We start from the raw sequence: 16,325 nt of genomic DNA on the forward strand, positions 1-16,325 counted from the left end.
TAAAAGTATGCTTGCAGAAATCGATAAGGCAAATATAAAGAAAGATAAAGAATTGCTGGAAGAGTGTATAGATTGTGTTATAAATGTGTTTTGTAAATACGGATTACAAGAAAATGATGAACCAAATGAATGCGGTTATATATTATAGGAAACAATAGATTTTTTTAATAATTTAATTTACGATATAGAAAAATAAAGATATGTTTTATTAGCTATACCCATATATAAAAACGAATCTAAATAAGGCTACAGTTGAGAAGATATATAAAGTAGTTCATAGTTAAGCGATAACTGTATATAACTTCGAGGTTGAAGGTTTCCATACATATTTTGTGTCTGATGTTAGTGTGCTTGTGGATAATGATTATTCAGGAGTAAGAAGAAAAGGCGCATTTAGAAAAGCTAAAAAAGATGAAGGTATATCTAAATCTAAAAATCCATATAAAATTGAGTCAGATTATATGAGAACAGCTGAGCATGAAGGAAGTAAAATAAGAATGGGTAAAAATAACAAACCTATAAAAACAAGAGAATACTATTTTATTAATGATAAAAGTAAAAAATGTACTGGTAAGATTGAGGGAACTCAATTACATTATTCTTATAACGAATGATAGAGAGGTGATAACATGTGGTATGAACTATTAGATAATAATGTATTTATTACTAAATTATACGATCAAGTTCCTGATCTAATTGATATTAGGATAGATCAGATAAATGTTTTAGATGAATGTGATAAAGTTAGTATTTTTTTTGATTTGACCCAATATGCAGATAATCCTCCTCAAAAGTGGATTCAATCAAAATATAATACTGTGGTAGTAAATATAGATTTATTTGGAATACACGAAATAAATATGTCTTATAAACCTACAAATGTAGATAAATCAAACATTAGCATATTTATGGATGAGAATAGTTACATAAATGTTAAAATTACAGGGCAATTTAATGCAACAATTAGAGCAGTAGCTGGAATGATTCAGACGATATGTGGATATTAAATTAAAATATTAAATATGGAAGATTCGTTATATATACGTTGGATAAATATTAGCACACAATTACAATTAAGTTTGATAAAAAATAAAAATCACTAAAAAATATATGTTAGAGTGTCCTATCATCTCAACCGTTCAAATCCATGAAAACACATTGATAATTTCAATGTGAAAAAAATAATATACGCATTGAGTATGGCATACCAAAATGTATTAATCTTTGTACGCTGCTTATTTAAATAACTAAAAAAGAGCTACCACTAACAGATTTTTAATCTGTTGAAGTGGCAGCCATTTTTTAGTTATTACTTTGTATAATTATCGAAATAACCTTGGATGAATATAATAGGAGTTCCCTTATCTCCACTTCCTGAAGTTAAGTCAGATAATGATCCTATAAGGTCAGTAAGTCTTCTTGGAGTAGTACCTTGTGATTCCATAGTTCCAACTAAATCTGATTCCTTATTTTTAATATATTCTGATATTGCCTTCTTAAGTTCTTCACCCTTTAAATCAGCGAAGTTATTATCAGCAAGATACTTTAATTTTATTTCATTTGGAGTACCATTTAAGCCAGATGTATAAGCTGGTGAAACGACTGGGTCAGCAAGTTCCCAAATCTTACCCACTGGATCCTTGAAAGCTCCATCTCCATAAATCATTACTTCAACATCTTTTCCTGTTTTCTCTTTAAGAATAGCTTGTATATTATCAACGATAGGTTGACAGTTACGAGGGAAAAGCTTAACAGTTTCTTCTGTTGATTTGTTTGAACCTAGTAATCCATAAGCTTCATTACATCCACTTCCATCAATAGATTCACATAATATATCATCAAGGCTATAGATCTTTTCTACACCATTTGATTTTAAAATTTTCTTAGTTCTAAATCTTGTATGAATATCACAAGTAAGAACGCTCTTTGTATAATTTAAGATAGTTTTAGGATTGTTTGAGAATATTACTTCACACTCAACACCATATTCTTGGATTAAAGATTTATAGTAATCAATGTAATCAACACCTGTGAAAGTATGTTTATTATACCCAAACAGATTACGGAATTCTTGCTCTGTTAAAACATCTGTCCAAGGATTAACTCCCTTATCATCTAACATATCTAAGTCAACTAGATGATTTCCAACTTCATCAGATGGGTAGCTTAACATTAATACTATTTTTTTAGCTTCCTTTGCTATACCACGAAGGCAGATTGCGAAACGGTTACGACTTAAGATAGGGAATATTACACCAATAGTATCGTCACCAAATTTAGATTTAACATCTTTAGCGATATTATCTATAGAAGCATAATTTCCTTGAGCACGTGCAACTACTGATTCAGTTACAGTAACTATGTCCTTATCATTTATAGTAAAGCCTTCCACTTCTGAAGCTTTAAGTACACTTTCCACAACTATATCTTCGATTTTATCGCCTTCTTTAATGATTGGGCAACGAAGTCCCCTAACAACTGTACCAATAACTCTTTCCAAAATAATCTCTCCCAACAATTTAAATTTAATTTCAAATACTTCGTACCATTGTAATATACACCAATAAATGATATAAGTAAAATAAATAGAATGAATACATGATATAAGGGGTGCTTATATGGTTACTAAATTAGATTTATATAAGGTGTTTTGTCAGGTAGGAAAAAGTAAAAGCTTTTCAAAGGCATCAAAGGAGCTTTACATGACACAGCCAGCAGTGAGCCAAGCTATAATGCAATTAGAAGGAGAACTAGATATTAGACTTTTTAATAGAACACCTAGGGGGGTATCCTTAACTAATGAGGGGAGCCTTTTATTTGAATATGTAAATTCAGCAATTAATTTAATCAATGCTGGAGAAGAAAAAATATTAGAATTTAAAGATTTAACTGTGGGAGAGTTAAAGATTGGGGTAGGAGATACTATATCTAAGTATTTTCTAATTCCATATTTAGAGTTTTTTCATAATAGGTATCCTAATATTAAGTTTAAGATTATAAATGGCACTACCTTAGAACTTTGCGCATTAATTAAGTCAGGAGAAATCAATATTGCAATTTGTAATTTTCCAATTGATGATCACTCATTAGAATTAAGACCTTGTGGAGAGGTTAGAGATATTTTTGTTTGTGGAGAAAAGTATAAGGATTTATCAACGGAGAAAATCTCATTAGAAGAAATGGTAAAATATCCTTTAATATTTCTAGAACCTAATTCAAATTCAAGAAAGTATGTAGAAAAGTTCATGATGTCCAAAGGGATAAAGATTTCTCCAGAGTTTGAACTTGGATCTTTTGATTTATTGTTGGAGTTTGCGAAGATAAATTTAGGGATTGCTTGTGTAGTAAAGGAGTTTTCAAGGGATTATTTAGAAAAGGGATTATTGTACGAGGTTAATATTTTAGAAGAAATACCAAGTAGAAGTATTGGTGTTTGTTATTTAAAGGGAGTTCCACTTTCATTAGCTTCTGCAAAATTTGTTGAGATATTATTATCCTCTAACTTTTCATTGAATGATAGTATATAGCACAGGCACTGATTTAAAGTGTTATTGAAATTGATTTTACTACTTTACAATAAATCATCATACTATTTTATAGGAGTGTGAGTATATGAGAAATGATTGTAAAAAAGTAGAACTTAGGGGAGTATGGATAACAACTGCATATGATATTGATTGGCCTAAAACGCAAAATAATCCTAAAGCACAAATGAAAGAATTTATAGATATATTAGAAAATTTAAAATCATTAAATTTCAATGCTGTATTTGTTCAAATAAGACCAGTATCAGATGCATTATACAAATCAGGTATAAATCCATGGTCAGAATATCTTACAGGAAAGCAAGGTGTTAATCCAGGATATGATCCGTTAAAATTTATGATTGAAGAAACTCACAAAAGAAATATGGAGTTTCATGCTTGGCTAAATCCATATAGAGTAACTACACAAGGGACTGATTTAAATAAATTAGCAAACAATAATGTAGCAAAATTAAGACCAGATTGGGTGCTACCTTTTGAAAATGCATTATTTTATAACCCAGAAAATTCAGAAGTTGTAAACTATATTGCTGTTACAGTTTATGAAATAATAAAAAACTACTGTGTAGACGGAATTCATTTTGATGATTATTTTTATCCGTACAATTATCCTCTACCAGAAGGCGAAGATAGAGAAGGAGAAATTGCAAATAACAGACGTGAGGCCGTAACCCAAATGATTAGATTAGTATATAACGTCATAAAATCAATAAGACCATCTGTTCAATTTGGTATAAGTCCATTTGGTGTGTGGAAAAATAAAAGTAGCGATATTAAGGGATCTGAGAGCAAAAACTTAGAAAGCTATTATGATGCATATATGGATACTGTAACTTGGGTAGAAGAAGGTATTATAGACTATATAGCTCCTCAAATTTATTGGACTATAGACAACAAAAATAGCCCTTATGAAACTTTAGTAAAATGGTGGTCAGATTTAGTAGAGGGTACAGATGTTACTTTATATATAGGTCAAAATATAAATAATGTAGAAATAGCAAAAGAAATAGCTCAAGAGATAACTATAAATAGAACTTACTGTGAGGTTGAAGGAAGTATATTTTTTAGTATGAGAAATATAGAAGAAAACACAGGAAATGTAGTAGAACAATTTAAACAAGTATATAGTTGTAAGGCTATTACACCTGTACAATGGGATAACATGTATAGGTAATTAAAAGAAACCTAATAAAATATGAACTTAGATTAAATATACTAAATTGAATTTTTATAAAAGCTATTGGAATTATCATTTCTATAGCTTTTTTTATTGTATAAAATAAGTAACATAATTAGAAATGCAGAATATATTGTATTATGGAAGGAGGTGCTTTAATATGTCGAATAATTGTGATTTTAATTATGAAGAACCACAATATAGATCATTAATATTTAATGCTGGAAACATGAATGATGCTGACACCACTGGACCTGACACTGAACAACTTGGAGGTTCTGGACTTTTTATATTAGGATGGCTTATGCCGGAGGGTGATAATGATGAGTATTCATTAACTTTTAGTGTGCCAAAAGATGCTGTAAGAAGATGCCAAGATGCTAAAGTATTTGTTCATTTAATAAGCGATAATACAAATACACCAGGAGATAGATTTTCAATTAGATTTTCATCGTTATTTACGGGAGCTAATGGAGTAATAGATATAGATGATTTGAATACTGTTAATAGAAATAATATTCCAGTTAAAAATTCACCAGGCAATCAGCAATACAATCATTATGTTTTAGAGTTTAAATTACAAGATATTATCAGAGCAGAAGATTTTGCATTATTGAGTATTGCTCGTATTCCAGCTAATAATGACTTCCAAGGTCCTGTAGCTATAACTAGTGTAGAATTTAGGTATTTAAGTTGTTAATTATACAAAGTATTACTAGATTTAAATGATTCAATTAAAAAATAATTTAATATAAATATTGAATGGTGGAGATGATTATTGTGAATAATATCTACCATTCAAATTCCCAAAATCCACATTGATGTAATGGTCAATGTGGTATTTATTTTATAATAAGGCATTATTTAAAAATAAATACTGGTTACAAATAACACTATGATTAGTTTGTATATTTGTATCTTCTGAATTACAATGATTATATTTACTACGAGATCTATTATATTTAGTTCTTTTATACATAGGATATAAAAATAAAAAGACAACTCATATATTTCTATAAATAAGAATAATCTACTAATAAAGTATTTTTATATGGAGGTATGTGCATGGGGTATTATGTTAAAGTAGAACCGAATGTGAAAGTTTACGTAGAGGATCTTAACCCAGATGGAAATAAAACAATAGTGTTTCTACACGGGTGGCCTGGAAATCATAATTTGTTTGAATATCAGTTTAATCAGCTCCCAAAACTAGGTTACAGATGTATCGGTATAGACCAGAGAGGATTTGGTAAGTCAGATAAGCCTTATGGAGGTTACGATTATGATAGATTGTCAGACGATGTTAGATGTGTGGTTAATGGCTTAAAATTACATGATTTCATACTTGCAGGACATTCAACTGGAGGAGCTATAGCTATTCGATACATGTCTCGCCATAAAGGATACGGAGTATCGAAACTTGCTCTTTTTGCAGCAGCAGCTCCTAGTCTTATCAAACGTCCCAATTTCCAATATGGTTTAGAAGAAGAAGACGTGATTAAAATTATTGAGGGAACATACACGGATCGTCCTAAAATGCTAAGTGATTTCGGCGATACTTTTTTCTTTCAGCATATAACGGAGCCATTCTCTGATTGGTTTTTACAATTAGGTTTACAAGCAGCAGGTTGGTCAACTGCAGCAATTGCAAATACTTGGATAAATGAAGTGCTATTTTCTGATTTAGAAGAAATAAATGTTCCAACTTTAATTATTCATGGAATTCATGACAAAGTTGTTCCATTTTCACTAGGTAAAGTGCAAAATCAAAGTATTAGAAATTCTATACTTCTGCCATTTGAATTCAGCGGACACGCATCATTCTATGATCAGCGAGATAGATTTAATGAAGAATTGGTGAAATTTATTGAACAATAAAGTTTTATATAGGAGAAAAGAATTGAGGTTAAAGCACACAAAGATAAAATTAAAGATAAATTTTGGATATGATTGTAGCAAATTATCTACACCATTCAAAACCACGAAAAGAAGATGAAGAACTACTAAGTTTATGGCTTAGTAGTTTTTTATATTTAAATATATAGTAAACAAGTATGTGTATAAATAATGAATTAAATATTTTATAGAAGTAAAAAATAATACCAGGATATAAAAGAGTTACTACATTATATTTACTAACTAGATTGATAAAATTCAAAATAAAAGTTAAACTAAAGTATACTTACATTAAAAATAAAAACGAGGTGTAAAAATGACTAAAGAAGAAAGAATTGCTAATATAGTAGCAGACTTAGAAGGATGGGAAATCAAATCAGATGAGAATGAGTCATACCTAGAAGTAGAGTGTGGAGAATTTTTATTGGAAATGGACTTATGTGATATACCAAGTCTTGAAACTTTAACAAAGGAAGAGCTGGCAACAATAATATTTGATAAATATTTAGAACAATAAATAAATTTATATCAGAATGTAAACAAGCCTATAATAATTAACTTTAAAAATAGGATTTGTATATAATAATATTACGGTGGATATTTTAACAATAAAAACTATGTCTTCCTATGATAACTGTAAGTTAGAATAGTGTAAAATAAAATAGTAGAAATGATTGCCGCAAATACATAAACAAAAAAGCATTATCATAATATATTTGGTGATGCTTTTTTATTTTTTACAGACAAAACTTCCCACAAAAAGTCGGGAATAGTGAGTTTCAATGAGATAGAATAAAATCAAAGAAGAGGTGATAGAAATGGAATGGATAGAAAGCATTAGTAAAGCAATTGAATACATTGAAACGCATATTACTGATAATTTGACGACTAGTGATATTGCAAAAGAAGTTTGCATATCGTCGTTTTATTTTCAAAAAGGATTTTCAATGCTCTGTGGATTTACAGTTGCAGAATATATTAGACAGCGTAGGCTTACACTTGCCGGCAGTGAGCTTGTATCTACAGACAATAAGATTATAGATATAGCAATAAAATATGGATATGATTCACCAGATAGCTTTACAAAAGCATTCACTCGTTTTCATGGGTCAACACCAACAGCTGTTCGAAGGGATGGTGCAATGATGAAGTCATTTGCTTCTTTAAAAATTAATATTTCATTGAAGGGTGGTTATACTATGGATTACAAAATTATTGAAAAAGAGGCGTTCACTGTATTGGTATCAGGAAACAGATTTAAATATGACTCATGCCAAGAAGAGATTCCAAAGTTTTGGCAGGATCATTATGAGTCTGGAAAAGGCAATGTAGTATGTGGAATGTATGGAATAAATATTGATGAGACTTTAGGAAATAGTGATGAGTTTGAATATTTAATTGCAGATGATTATAAAACAGAAAGTGATATACCTGAAGGATTTGTAACAAGAGTTATTCCAAAGCATACATGGGCAGTATTTTCATGTAAAGGAGCTATGCCAAAGGCGATGCTAGATGTGAATCAGAAGATTTTTTCTGAATGGCTTCCTAACTGCAAAGACTATGAAATTGCTGAAGGATATAATATAGAAAAGTATACAGATATTAATGATTATCCTAAAGGAAATCAGGATGAAAACTATTATAGTGAATTGTGGATTCCTGTGAAGAAGAAATAGTATAGATAGCAATTTTAAAGCGAGATAAGTATTTTACTAGATATTTAAAATAATAATGAATTGAAGGTTAAGTTTAGATAACGAAGACCTTCTTTTTTATTATAAAAAGCTTATAATACAACAGCAGATATTAAGATAAAATTGTCTATTAATGGGGAAAAATAAGCATGCTCTAGAGAGTAAAATCCTGAAAGTTTATCGTACAGATTATGTAAAAGTAGAAAGGAAATTAACCTACACAAACAAGAACTATTACTCCATATTTACATATTATATATAGAACAATATTTATATCACAAAAAGGAGAATCAACAATGGACAGAAATTACTGGAAAGAATATTGGGATAATTACTACAACTTTATGGCTGTATATCTTAGAGAGGTACAAGAAGCATATCCAAATTCAGATATTAAAAGTGAATACACAGAAGTTGCTAACTTGTTTGAGCCTGCGATGCCTTTAGAAGAATATGAAAATTATGAGCCATATGACAATGAAGGTGGTGAAAACAATCCAGAAGCAGATGACGATCCACCGTTTTTATTACCTGGTGGTGGGCCATCTGCTGCGCCATCTGCTGCACCTTCTGCATTTCCCGGTGGAGGACAAAATCCTCAACCTTTCATATCACCTGGTGGTGGACAATTCACTATAAATAACTGCAGAAGAATGGCAATAGTTAGAATAGAAATGAGAAGAGGTTTTAGTCCTTCTAACTTCTTTATGATAGTAGACAGAGCTGACAACAGAAGTATTCAAGGATTTAGAATAGCTTGTGAAGGTAGCAGAATTAGATTTGTGCCAATGGCTGTAGAATATAGAAATATCAATCGTATTGAATGTGCATTCTAAAATTAAACAATTTATACTGAAGAAAAAGATTTTATTTTAAATGCATTGTTAAGACATATGGGGGAGACAACTGAAGATATATAGAAAAATAAAAGGGAGACTATATATGATAAATATAGTTTCCCTTATCGCATTCATGGTAGTTTTTATTTCAGAATAGTACATTAATGTGCATCTAGGTTTTCTCTATAAGAGTTCATTACATCCTTAAACAATTGAGCAACAGAAGGTGGTGTCCAAGTGATTGCATTTGCACCAGCATCTATAGTTCTTTTTATACTTTCCTCAGTAGGCCCACCTGTAGCTATTATAGGAAAATCAGGGTAAGCCTGTCTGATTTTTGAAACTATTCTAGGCGTATCAACAGAAGCTGAAACGTTGAAAATAGTAGCACCAGCATCTATTCTTGCTTGAATATCCGTATCATCGTTTACAATAGTGACAACAACAGGTATGTCTAGTGAGTCAGATAAAGTCTTGACTACATCGTTTGTTGTTGGAGCATTAACAACTACTCCAATAGCACCTTGTAATTCAGCATTGGTTCCTAAAACCACTGAACGAATTCCCTTTGTAAGACCTCCACCAACTCCTGCAAAAACTGGAATATCAGAAGCCATAATAATGGATTGTGTAATTATTGGTTGAGGTGTAAATGGATATACAGCAATTACTGCATCTGCATTCACGTTTCTTATAATGGCCAAGTCAGTTGAAAAAACAAGGGATTTAATTCGTCTTCCGAAAATATTTATACCGCTGCATTCTCTAATGACTTCAGGAACACGCAAGAATGATTTTCTAAGTGTACCGTCTATTGATTTTGGTCTTTGCTTCATAGATAAAAGCCTCCTTAAAAATTTTGTATTTATAATATTTGTGCATTTGATTTTAAAGTTTATTTAAAACATTTTTATATTTAATTATAAATCAGAAGCCTTAAATTTCCTATATTTTTATTGTTAAATATTATAAAATTTCAAAATGTGGGTAAAAGTAATTGTAATTAGCTACCATAATTTAGATTATTGAAATCATTACAAATAGAGAATATGGTTGAAATTAAAGTAAAACTTATTTATGAAGCATAGAGTTACTAAAATCCTATGAAAACAAGTTCCAAGCATACTAATTTTTTATTTTGATAGAAAGATTTTTTTCTAGTTTTAAAAAAGTATCTAAATGGAAAAAAATAGATTACATTAATTGACAAAATGTGATATATATATTAAAATTTTATTAAAATTTTAATATGGCAAACTTAAGGAAACTTAGGGACGCAAAGCTATAGGGGCTAAGGTTTATAACTATGTCAGCCAGTTGCCAAAGAGTACATTACACTTTTTGTTTTAATGTTATTTATTAGTATTAGTGCTTATATTTATATGAAAATACTAATTTAGAAAGTTACTCTTTTTGAGTAACTTTTTTTATTTTATAAATAATTTTTATTTTTCAACATATAAAATAGGCAAGTTTAATGTACCTCTTGGGGGGATTAATCAGGAGGATAAAAATGCATAAAAAAAAGATAGTAGCAGTCACGGTGGTGGTAATGATTTCAAACTTTTTATCAAATACTACAAGTGTTTTAGCACAAGAATTACAAAATAAAAGTGTAGTTCAAAGCACATCAACAAAAGTTAATCAAGAAATCCAATCGACTAAGGCTCAAGTAAGTAGATTTAATTTACTTAATAGTAGTTATTTAAAAGAGTATAATGAATCTTTTAAATTAGACAATTCAAAGATAATTTCAATAACTAATAATGGGGGAAAGTATGGCTCATCAGTAATTTCTAATGCTATAGATGATAATATGAGTACTCATTGGGAGACTGGCAAAGTTAATAGTTCAGATTTTGAAAATGAGGTAGTATTCACATTAGATCAGGTTACAAGTTTAAATAGGATAGTATATGGAGCAAGACAAGATGGGGCCAAGGGAAAAGGTTTTGCTGAGGAATTTGAAATATATGCTTCACTTACAGATGATGGTGATGATTTTAATTTAGTAAGTTATGGGGAGTATAAAGAATCTACTAGAGACATTGTTGAAATAAAATTTGCCCCAACTAAGTTTAAAAGGATAAAATTTAAATTTAAAAAGGCAAACCAAAATTGGGCTTCAGCTTCAGAATTTATGTTTTATAAGGAAGATGAAATAAGTGATAAAATGAATAGATTATTTACAGATAGTACTATGAATGCTGTAAGTGAAGAGTTTAATACTGTGGAAAAGATAGAAGCTTTAGAAAATAAGGTAAGAAATCACGTTCTTTATAATGAATTTAAAGAAGATCTAAGTAATGCAAAAATATTAATTCAAAAGGAGTCTAATATAAAAAGCCATAAGGCTCAAATTCAAAAATTTCAAAAGGACAATGGAAAATATGAGGAGAATTATAATAATACATTCAAAATAGATAACTCAGAAATAGAAAAAATAAGTAGTAATGATGGTTCTACTGCCGAAGCTTTAATGAAAGCTATTGATGATAATATTAAAACATACTGGTCATCTAGAAAAGTAAATACTGATGATTTCAAAAATGAAATAATTGTGCAGTTAAAAGAGACTACAGTTTTAGATAGATTAATATATGGGGGTACCCCAGGCTGGCAAAAAGGATATGCAGAAGAATTTGAAATATATGCTTCAAAGACTACCAAAGGAGATACATTCAAGCTTGTAGCTACAGGGGAGCAATCACCAAGTCATGATATAAAAGAAATAACTTTCAAGCCAACTGAATTTAAAAGAATAAAGTTTGTATTTAAGAGAGGTAACTTGAATCAATCAGCATTATCTGTATTTTGGTTATATAAAGAAGATAAATTATCTAAAACTATAAATAATATATTTACAGATGGAACGATGGTTAAGTTAAAAGATGAATACAATAATATGGACATAATAAATAACTTAGGAAAAGAAGTTAATAATCATCCTCTAAAGGATCAATTAATGCTTGCTATAGATTTAGCTAAAGAAATCTTACAAGGTGATAAAGACTATTTAGATAGAATTTTTACAGTAAAGCAAAATGGTGATACACATTCAAAGGGAAAAGACACTTTACTTATGTCAAGTTTTGGGAATGATTTTCAATCAACTGGTATAGTAGCAAAACCAGAAGAAGTATTTAATATATTTGTTGAAGGGGAAGATAATAAACCATTACCAATAATAGTATTTTCACAACAAGAAGGTCACTATGGAAATTGGAAAAGAGAATATCAATTAAAAAAAGGTATGAATACCATAGTAGTGCCTGAAATTTATAGTGACGGATGGGAAAGGAAGAGTGCTAAAGGTGGTGCAGTATATTTAGTAAATAAGTATACTGAAGATCAACAAGGTAAGGCACCAGTAGTTCGTATAGATGGAGGAGAAAAATTCCCATTGTTTAATACAGGAGATAATCAAGAAGAATTCTTGAATGAGTTAAAAGAATATAAGAAGAAGCTAGATAAAAATCCAGATACAATGGTAGATATATTTGAGTTTAATACAAAAAGATTAATGCTTACAGGAACAACAAAAGCAGCATATAAGGTATATGTAAATGAAGGTGTTAATATTGAAAAAAGTATTGATATTTGGAATAAGAAAATAGAAGAAGCTATCGCATTTGCAGGGTTAAAAGATGATGAAAGTGATCCAACAAATGACGCTACAAATATTAGAGCTGCAATAAGATTAATGCAACCATATGGAGGAGCATATGCAGCATCTGACCATGTAGGTGTTCAAAGGCATATACAAGAAATAATTCTAAGAATTGATAAAAATAGTATTAATAGTATTATATGGGGAACAATGCATGAAATTGGACATCAAATGGATATAGACCCTAGAGCATGGGGTGAAATAACCAATAACATGTGGGCAAACTATGCATCAATAAAGAATGGAAAGTCGGATGGAGTTCCTTATAATAGCATATATAGTATGCTAGGCCCTGAAGAGTCTTTAAAAGGATTTGATGACTTTGATTATGGTCAAAAATTAGCAATGTTTTGGCAATTACAGTTAAAGAAAGATACTTATTGGACAGAGCTAGAATCTATGTATAGAAAAAGAAGACCTGCTCCAGAAGACTATCAAGAGAAGAAGGATATACTTGCAACTTATTCTTCAGAGATTATAGGTGTAAACCTAAGCCATTACTTTGAAAAGTATGGATTTACTTTATCTGAAAAGTGTAAAAATGATTTAAAGAGATTACCTAACTCAAATGAAAAAATATGGTATTTAAATACTAAAGCAATGAGCTATACAGGTAATGGATTTGTTAACAAAGACACAGGATTAGAAGTTTCGTTGTCTAAATTAGACTCTGGTATAAAGCTAAGTATGAATATTAAGGAAGAAATGAAAGAGGACTTACTTGGTTATGAAATACTTAAAAATGGAAGAGTAATAGGGTTCACTTCAGGTAATAGTTATATAGATACTAATGTAAGTAATGATGAAAATATTCAGTATGAGATAATTCCTTATTCTATTAATTTAAAAACTGGAAATAAACTTGAAATAAATTCATTTAAACCAAGCATAAGTATACAACAAAATTCATTGATTCTAGGACTTAGACAAGATTTTAATCCAATGGATTATGTTAAAGTACTTAATCATAGAGGAGAGAATATAACATCAAAAGTTAAAGTTGAAAATAATGTAAATACTAGCAAGCAAGGTATATATGAAGTTAAATATATAATAAATGATGAAGGAATAACTACAGAAAAAGTATTAAAAGTTGAGGTAGTAAGTGAATATGACTATTTATCAGATAGTGAATGGAAATCTGTAACGACTCAATGGGGTAATCCAAGAAGAAATACTAACATAAAAGGTAGAGTAAATGGAGATATAAAAACGTTTGAAAAAGGTTTTGGAATACATGCAAATGGTAAAATAACATATGATTTATCAGGGAAAGATTATGATAACTTTGAAGCTTTACTTGGAGTTGATATGTCAGTACAATCAAACAATAATTCTAGTATAACATTCAAGGTAGTAGGAGATGACAAAACTTTAGCAACTACAAATGTTATTAAATATGTGGATAATATGACTTATATAAATGTTCCAGTTAAAGGAGTAAATAAATTAGTAATAGAAGTTAATGATGGAGGAAATGGGAATACATTAGATCATGGTGTTGTAGCCAATCCTAAACTGACAACAAATAATGCTAAGCCTAAAATTAATGTAGATAATAAAGCTTTAAAAATTGGCGACAACTTTAATATAATGGAAAATGTAACTGCAACAGACGTTGAAGATGGAGATATAACATCTAGAATTAAAATTAAATCAAATAATTTTGAAAAAAATAAAGTAGGAAGATTTGAAGTTGTATATCAAGTAACTGATTCAGGAGACAATGTAACGACTAAAAAAGTATTTGTTACCGTATCACAAGATTATACAGTTAAGAAATCTAAGTTTAGTAATTTTGAAAACCTACAACAATATAATGAAAAATTTAAGTTACCCATACAATCTGTAAGTAATAATGCAGGGAATTATGGAAGTAGCGTAATAAGAAATGTTATAGATGGAAATATAAACACTCACTGGGAAACAAATAAACCAAATAGTGGATCATTTAAAAATGAAGTGATATTTAATTTAGGTGAAATTAAAGAAATAAGTAAAATGGCATATGCTTCAAGACGTGATGCAGGCGGTAAAGGATTTGCACATATGTTTGAAATATATGCATCAGATGAAGCAGAAGGTGATGACTTCTATTTAGTAGGAGAAGGAACTTATAGAGATAGAACTACTGATGTTGTAGAGTTTAACCTAGATAAGGTTAGTGCAAGAAGAATTAAGTTTAAGTTTGTAGAAGCTAATCAAGGATGGGCAAGTTTAGGTGAAGTAGCCTTTTATAAAGAAGATAAATTAGCTAATAAAATAGAAAAAGATTTATTTACAGATAATAGCAAGACTAAAGTATCTGAAAAATATAATACCTTAGAGAAAGTAGAGGCGTTAAGAGAAGAAGTAAAAAATCATCTAGCATATGAATTATTTAAAGCTGACTTAAATAAAGCGGAAGAAATAATAAGGGCAAAATTTCCTACTTTAAATGTTGAAGAAACTTCTTTTGTTAAACTAAATAGTGACTTTGATTTAATGAGTAGTGTAGTTGCAAATGACAAAGAAGATGGTAATATAACTTCAAGTGTTAAGGTAAATACTGATGGATTCACTACAAATAAAGCAGGAGAATACACTTTAACTTATAATGTAAGTGATAGTGATTCAAATATAATAACAAAAAAAAGAAAAGTAATAGTTTATAGCCAAGTTAGATATTTATCTGATATAGATTGGAAATCAGCAGTTTCTGGTTGGAAAAGTGTGGTTAAAGATACAGCAGTAGCTTCAAGTAATAAAATAAAACTTAATGTAAAGGGTACTGTTAAAGAATTTGATAAAGGTATAGGCGCTGCTACAAATGCAGAAATAATCTATAATTTGGATGGAAATTATAGTTATTTTACAACTTACTTAGGTACAGATAAAAATTATAACGATAATAGAACTAGTATAATATTTAAAATATTTGCAGATGGAAAAGAAGTCTATACTTCAGATATAATAAGAAAAGATTCTAAAGCAGGGTTTGTAAATTTAAACGTAACTGGGGTGAAAGAACTTAAGTTAGTAGCAAATGATGCAGGTGATGGAGGTCTTGGAGACTTTACATCTTGGGCAGATACTAAGGTTTACTCTACAAAGTCAAATTCCCAATTAACTATGCATAAACCAGTACCTGATGAAGCTGAAGAATCAATAAATTTAAATGAAATAGTAAATATAAAAGATAAACATATTAAATCAAGTATAAAGAAAGAGCTTAATTTAACTAGTGATACTATAACAGTTGGGGATATGCAAAACCTTACTATGTTAACTGTTCAAAGGGCTAAAAGTCTAGAAGGGTTACAGTATGCCAAAAATTTAAAATCATTAAATATAGAATATAATGAAATAAATGATTTATCACCACTTAAAAATCTTAAAAAATTAACAGATTTAAATTCAAATCCTCAGATAATATCAGCAGGAAATATTGTTGAAAAGAAAAAGGAATAATATCATTTGATACTACATATTTTGATGAATATGTATATAGTGTATATATAG

13 protein-coding genes and 1 riboswitch are annotated in these 16,325 nt (G+C 29.5%); of the genes, 11 read left to right on the forward strand and 2 right to left on the reverse strand.

The window, feature by feature from the left end; genetic code table 11:
• The first annotated feature begins 7 nt into the window (after positions 1–7).
• The 3 genes from TEGL_RS02320 to TEGL_RS02330 all read left to right on the forward strand — a co-directional run bounded on the left by TEGL_RS02320 (position 8) and on the right by TEGL_RS02330 (position 1,007).
• Positions 8–148, forward strand: a complete 141-nt coding sequence (locus TEGL_RS02320; protein ID WP_018592458.1) for a hypothetical protein — start codon at positions 8–10, stop codon at positions 146–148.
• Positions 149–332: 184 nt separating this feature from the next.
• Positions 333–614, forward strand: coding sequence for a hypothetical protein (locus tag TEGL_RS02325; RefSeq protein WP_018592457.1), 282 nt, complete (start codon positions 333–335; stop codon positions 612–614).
• A gap of 15 nt (positions 615–629) precedes the next feature.
• Complete coding sequence (locus TEGL_RS02330; protein ID WP_018592456.1) at positions 630–1,007, forward strand: Imm50 family immunity protein; 378 nt, start codon at positions 630–632, stop codon at positions 1,005–1,007.
• A gap of 302 nt (positions 1,008–1,309) precedes the next feature.
• Here the strand turns inward: TEGL_RS02330 and TEGL_RS02335 are convergent, their stop codons facing one another.
• The gene (locus tag TEGL_RS02335; protein ID WP_018592455.1) at positions 1,310–2,500 is read right to left on the reverse strand and encodes a coenzyme F420-0:L-glutamate ligase; all 1,191 of its coding nucleotides are present in this window, start codon (positions 2,498–2,500) and stop codon (positions 1,310–1,312) included.
• Positions 2,501–2,618: 118 nt separating this feature from the next.
• Here TEGL_RS02335 and TEGL_RS02340 point away from each other — a divergent pair, with 118 nt between their 5' ends.
• The 7 genes from TEGL_RS02340 to TEGL_RS02370 all read left to right on the forward strand — a co-directional run bounded on the left by TEGL_RS02340 (position 2,619) and on the right by TEGL_RS02370 (position 9,151).
• Positions 2,619–3,527, forward strand: coding sequence for a LysR family transcriptional regulator (locus TEGL_RS02340; RefSeq protein ID WP_018592454.1), 909 nt, complete (start codon positions 2,619–2,621; stop codon positions 3,525–3,527).
• 85 nt (positions 3,528–3,612) lie between these two features.
• Complete coding sequence (locus TEGL_RS02345; RefSeq protein WP_018592453.1) at positions 3,613–4,719, forward strand: glycoside hydrolase family 10 protein; 1,107 nt, start codon at positions 3,613–3,615, stop codon at positions 4,717–4,719.
• A 163-nt stretch (positions 4,720–4,882) separates the two neighbouring features.
• On the forward strand, positions 4,883–5,422 hold the full coding sequence (locus tag TEGL_RS02350) for a hypothetical protein (RefSeq protein WP_018592452.1): 540 nt from the start codon (positions 4,883–4,885) through the stop codon (positions 5,420–5,422).
• Positions 5,423–5,787: 365 nt separating this feature from the next.
• The gene (locus tag TEGL_RS02355) at positions 5,788–6,600 is read left to right on the forward strand and encodes an alpha/beta fold hydrolase (RefSeq protein WP_018592451.1); all 813 of its coding nucleotides are present in this window, start codon (positions 5,788–5,790) and stop codon (positions 6,598–6,600) included.
• A 334-nt stretch (positions 6,601–6,934) separates the two neighbouring features.
• Positions 6,935–7,135 carry a hypothetical protein gene (locus TEGL_RS02360; protein ID WP_018592450.1) on the forward strand — a complete coding sequence of 67 codons (201 nt, stop codon included), beginning with the start codon at positions 6,935–6,937 and terminating at the stop codon, positions 7,133–7,135.
• A 301-nt stretch (positions 7,136–7,436) separates the two neighbouring features.
• Positions 7,437–8,297, forward strand: a complete 861-nt coding sequence (locus tag TEGL_RS02365) for an AraC family transcriptional regulator (protein ID WP_018592449.1) — start codon at positions 7,437–7,439, stop codon at positions 8,295–8,297.
• 314 nt (positions 8,298–8,611) lie between these two features.
• Positions 8,612–9,151: a hypothetical protein gene (locus TEGL_RS02370; protein WP_018592448.1), complete on the forward strand. Its 540-nt coding sequence runs from the start codon at positions 8,612–8,614 to the stop codon at positions 9,149–9,151.
• A 164-nt stretch (positions 9,152–9,315) separates the two neighbouring features.
• Here the strand turns inward: TEGL_RS02370 and TEGL_RS02375 are convergent, their stop codons facing one another.
• Positions 9,316–9,990 (reverse strand): hydrolase, encoded by a 675-nt coding sequence (locus tag TEGL_RS02375; RefSeq protein ID WP_018592447.1) that lies wholly within the window; start codon positions 9,988–9,990, stop codon positions 9,316–9,318.
• 405 nt (positions 9,991–10,395) lie between these two features.
• Positions 10,396–10,479: riboswitch (cyclic di-GMP riboswitch) on the forward strand.
• A gap of 188 nt (positions 10,480–10,667) precedes the next feature.
• On the opposite strand from TEGL_RS02375, the gene TEGL_RS02380 reads away from it, so the two are divergent.
• Entirely contained in the window at positions 10,668–16,274 is a 5,607-nt protein-coding gene (locus tag TEGL_RS02380) for an NPCBM/NEW2 domain-containing protein (protein ID WP_018592446.1), read from the forward strand.
• Positions 16,275–16,325 lie beyond the last annotated feature (51 nt).

It is taken from the genome of Terrisporobacter glycolicus ATCC 14880 = DSM 1288, from assembly GCF_036812735.1.
Lineage (GTDB): Bacteria > Bacillota > Clostridia > Peptostreptococcales > Peptostreptococcaceae > Terrisporobacter > Terrisporobacter glycolicus.

Coding starts and splice junctions, on each gene's coding strand:
- TEGL_RS02365 (WP_018592449.1), top strand. CDS start 7,437: ATGGAATGGATAGAAAGCATTAGTAAAGCAATTGAATACATTGAAACG.
- TEGL_RS02345 (WP_018592453.1), top strand. CDS start 3,613: ATGAGAAATGATTGTAAAAAAGTAGAACTTAGGGGAGTATGGATAACA.
- TEGL_RS02360 (WP_018592450.1), top strand. CDS start 6,935: ATGACTAAAGAAGAAAGAATTGCTAATATAGTAGCAGACTTAGAAGGA.
- TEGL_RS02350 (WP_018592452.1), top strand. CDS start 4,883: ATGTCGAATAATTGTGATTTTAATTATGAAGAACCACAATATAGATCA.
- TEGL_RS02355 (WP_018592451.1), top strand. CDS start 5,788: ATGGGGTATTATGTTAAAGTAGAACCGAATGTGAAAGTTTACGTAGAG.
- TEGL_RS02370 (WP_018592448.1), top strand. CDS start 8,612: ATGGACAGAAATTACTGGAAAGAATATTGGGATAATTACTACAACTTT.
- TEGL_RS02380 (WP_018592446.1), top strand. CDS start 10,668: ATGCATAAAAAAAAGATAGTAGCAGTCACGGTGGTGGTAATGATTTCA.
- TEGL_RS02330 (WP_018592456.1), top strand. CDS start 630: ATGTGGTATGAACTATTAGATAATAATGTATTTATTACTAAATTATAC.
- TEGL_RS02340 (WP_018592454.1), top strand. CDS start 2,619: ATGGTTACTAAATTAGATTTATATAAGGTGTTTTGTCAGGTAGGAAAA.
- TEGL_RS02320 (WP_018592458.1), top strand. CDS start 8: ATGCTTGCAGAAATCGATAAGGCAAATATAAAGAAAGATAAAGAATTG.
- TEGL_RS02375 (WP_018592447.1), bottom strand. CDS start 9,990: ATGAAGCAAAGACCAAAATCAATAGACGGTACACTTAGAAAATCATTC.